The organism is Staphylococcus sp. 231237_7MaSpsaltlick (assembly GCF_043107035.1).
In genome coordinates this window covers 1-438 of the sequence record NZ_JBICNX010000386.1, presented here as the reverse complement: position 1 = coordinate 438, position 438 = coordinate 1, and the positions used below count along the sequence as shown (strand labels likewise).

1 protein-coding gene is annotated in these 438 nt (G+C 28.3%); it reads right to left on the bottom strand.

The genetic code is table 11. The annotated features are described in order from the left end of the window. Positions 1 to 40: 40 nt before the first annotated feature. The gene (locus tag ACF91D_RS32015; protein WP_074382043.1) at positions 41 to 133 is read right to left on the bottom strand and encodes a DUF536 domain-containing protein; all 93 of its coding nucleotides are present in this window, start codon (positions 131 to 133) and stop codon (positions 41 to 43) included. Positions 134 to 438 lie beyond the last annotated feature (305 nt).

Sequence of the window (438 nt, the reverse complement as noted above, 5' to 3'; positions counted from 1 at the left end):
GTAGGTGTATCAAAGGTATAATTAAGCAGCCTCTCTTCCTCTAATTGATTTTTGAATCTTTTTTATTACTCTCTAACGCCAAAACTTGCTGATTCTTAAGCAATCTTTGATCTTTCCTGCAACTCTTTTCTATTCTGGCTCATATATGCGTTTTAAGAAACAAATGTAATTGAATAGGTTAAAAATTATATATTTTTAAAGTTTCCTTTAAACCAACTGTTAAAATGTATAATAAGGATATGGGATTACCATATGTAAATTTGTTTTTAGCACGACGTTTTTTAGGTGTGTAAGTGTGCCTTTAGATATAAAAATAAAAGTCAAACTAGAAAAAGTAGATTGACTTTTTCTTTTGATGCAGTATCGTCAATGTAAATCTAAAAATTCTGGCTATAAATCTACATCACTTTTCAAAAATGTAGTAGTGATATTCAATAC